The 2568-nt window shown below is 69.5% G+C and carries 2 protein-coding genes and 1 pseudogene; all 3 read left to right on the forward strand.

Annotated elements, in window-relative coordinates:
• Positions 1 to 288 (forward strand): pore-forming ESAT-6 family protein (locus ACIQTZ_RS23960; RefSeq protein WP_402984828.1); only part of this gene is annotated, 288 nt, incomplete at its 5' end.
• A gap of 24 nt (positions 289 to 312) precedes the next feature.
• The gene (locus ACIQTZ_RS23965) at positions 313 to 837 is read left to right on the forward strand and encodes a DUF6507 family protein (protein WP_402984830.1); all 525 of its coding nucleotides are present in this window, start codon (positions 313 to 315) and stop codon (positions 835 to 837) included.
• 37 nt (positions 838 to 874) lie between these two features.
• Positions 875 to 2568, forward strand: a pseudogene (locus ACIQTZ_RS23970) (hypothetical protein); the annotation flags it as partial.

Consider the following 2568-nt stretch of genomic DNA (forward strand, 5'->3'; position numbering starts at 1 on the left):
GCCTACGACACGAACGTCTCCGCCCAGGTCCAATCCGACATCCAAGCCCTGGCTGCGCAGTTGGAGAACCTCATCACCGCCCGGCAGCAGGACGTCAACCACGCCATGGCCGACTTCCGCGCCGACGGCGTCGACGCCGAATACCAGGCAGTCGAGAACCGGTGGACCTCCGCCGCCTCCGAAGTACGGGCCATCGTCGCGCTGGTCCGCTCCACCCTTGCCCAAACCGACGACACGGCCACTACGGCTGTGTCGGCTGCACGGAACGCCGTGCAGGGCATCGGCTGATCCACCGGGTCCGCGGTTTCTGGGATGGCTGTGTGGGATATTGACGTGCCCGGCACCCACGGGGTGCTGGCCGCGGCCTCGAAGGCCGTGACGGGGTTGCAGACCCCGGTCAAGAGCCTCGGTGCCGCGCTGGAGGGGGTTGCCGGTGCGGTCCCCTCGACGGTGGTGGTGCAGGCGTTGGGCGGGGTGGCCGAGGACGGGCTGGGCCCTGACCTCACCGGGGCTGTGCTCTCCGCGGGCGCGGCCTTGTCCGGGACGACGGAGGCGGTGGGGCATTACGTGGCCGGAGACCAGGCCATGGCCACCATCGCGGAAAAGAGCGCCCTGATCGCCGCCGGGACCGGCCCGGCCCTGGGCACCGGCCTGGCGGCCGCGCAAGGCATCGAACCAGGCACCGACCCTGCTAGTGCCGGTGTCGGGTGGCCGTTCCGCGACGCCGGCACCCAGCACTCGTCGGGTGGTTCGGCTGGGGGCGGGTCGCTGTTCCCCGGGCCGGGCCGCGTCAGCGAACCCGGCACCGGCGGTGGTCCGCGGTGGAAGCTGCCATGAGCTGCGACGCCTCCTTTGGCTTGACGGGAGTTTGTGAATGAGTGGGGATTTCACGCAGGTGTGTGTCCCGTCCGGTGGTGGTGGGTCGGGGATCAACCTGGAGGCGTTGCCGCCGTTGCCGGATCCTGAGGTGTTGGACGCCCAGGTCCAGTCGATGATCGTTGCCGGGGTCGGGTTCCATCACGGGGTGCAGGACGCGGCCCGGAACTGGGCCGGTCTCCGGGCGTTCTACCGGACCCCGGAAGCCGAACAAGTGTTCGGCGCGTTCACCCCGGCCCTGGCCAAAGCGGCGCGGGTGAAGGACCTGACCGGTGCCGCGGCCCGGGCCCTGTACGGATACGCGGACCGGGCGAGGGACTTCAAGCGCCGCATCACCGGTTTACGGGCTGAGGTGCAGGCGTTGGACGCGGTGATCCTGGCCAACGATGACTGGCACACGAAGGCCCAGGTTGTGGACACCCATCAGCGGCTCATGTCCGCCGCGTCCGGGCTGGCCCAGCAGATCCTGGACTCGGACACCCAATGCGCCAACGAACTCTCCGCCCTGACGCACGGGCACCGGTACACCTCGGTGGAGGTTCCGCGGCGGAGCGTGTTCGCCTCCACGGACCAGGTCGCGAACGGGTTCAGTTGGGTGCAGCACCAGTTGGGTACCGACGCGGCGGTCCCTGACCTGCCGTGGGGGCCGGCGGTGTCGATCCGGCACGAGGGCCGCCTGTCCGCGGTGCAGGGTTTCGGGACCGCCGCCGTCGGCGCCGTCCAGGGCCTGTACACGCTGTTCGGAACGAAAGACAAAACCCAGCAAGCCCAGGCCTGGCAAGGTATCGGGGCGTTGGGTGCTGCGGTGTTCCGGTCCAAGGCCGTGATCGACCGGGGCTTCACGGACATGGACGAGGGCGATATCGAAGCGCTCCTGACCGCCGCCGCCGCGATCCGGGAGACCGTGCACGCCGATGAATGGGCCACCGATTACTGGCGTGCCGGCGGGCAAACCACCTTCGACCTGGCCACCGCAGCCACCGGTGGCGCCGGTGGCGGCCTCACCCTCGAGGCCCGCATCACGGCCCTCACCAATCGGCTCCGTGGCCTACCCACCACAATCACCAAAACAACCTCGATCACCGAGGCCGGTGTCGGTGCGGCGGGAACGGCCGTGCCGGAGGAAGCCGCGGCCGTGCTCGGGACCACGGCGACTAAATCCAGCGCCGTGCTCGGGTCCGCCACGGCCGCCGAATGGGCGAAGAACCTCGACACGGGCATCGCCCGCATCCAGGAATTCCTGACCACCGTAGGTAGAACCATCGAGGACTACACCAACCCCTCCCCAGCCACCGCAGGCGTCCCCGCGGGAACAACAGCACTGCCAAAGCCGACAGGTCCTGGTCCGGTAAACCGCTGGCTCAACCAACACCACACCAACCCCGCACCCGACCCAACCCCCACAACCCGGACACCGTCCCAAGGCCGCTGGACCGACGACATCAAGAACCAGGCCAGGAACACCCCCGCCCCCGAAACCGGACCCAACCCCGACCCCATCGACAGGGCCCGCCTGAACCAACGCTTCAACCCCACCACCACTGACCCCGTCAGCGTCCCGCACACCCATCCGGAACCACCCGGCGGCTCACACACCGGGCCAGACACATCCGGTGCCGCGGAAACCTCTGCATCGCCCGCACCAGCAGCGGAACACGCCCCACCGACCGCCTCTCCAGCAAAGCCGCCCGG

The sequence above is a fragment of the Paenarthrobacter sp. NPDC090520 genome (genome assembly GCF_044769205.1).
Classification (GTDB): Bacteria; Actinomycetota; Actinomycetes; order Actinomycetales; family Micrococcaceae; genus Arthrobacter.

Bases quoted from the DNA above. Each gene is read 5' to 3' on its own strand.
- ACIQTZ_RS23965 (WP_402984830.1), top strand. From the start codon at position 313: ATGGCTGTGTGGGATATTGACGTGCCCGGCACCCACGGGGTGCTGGCC.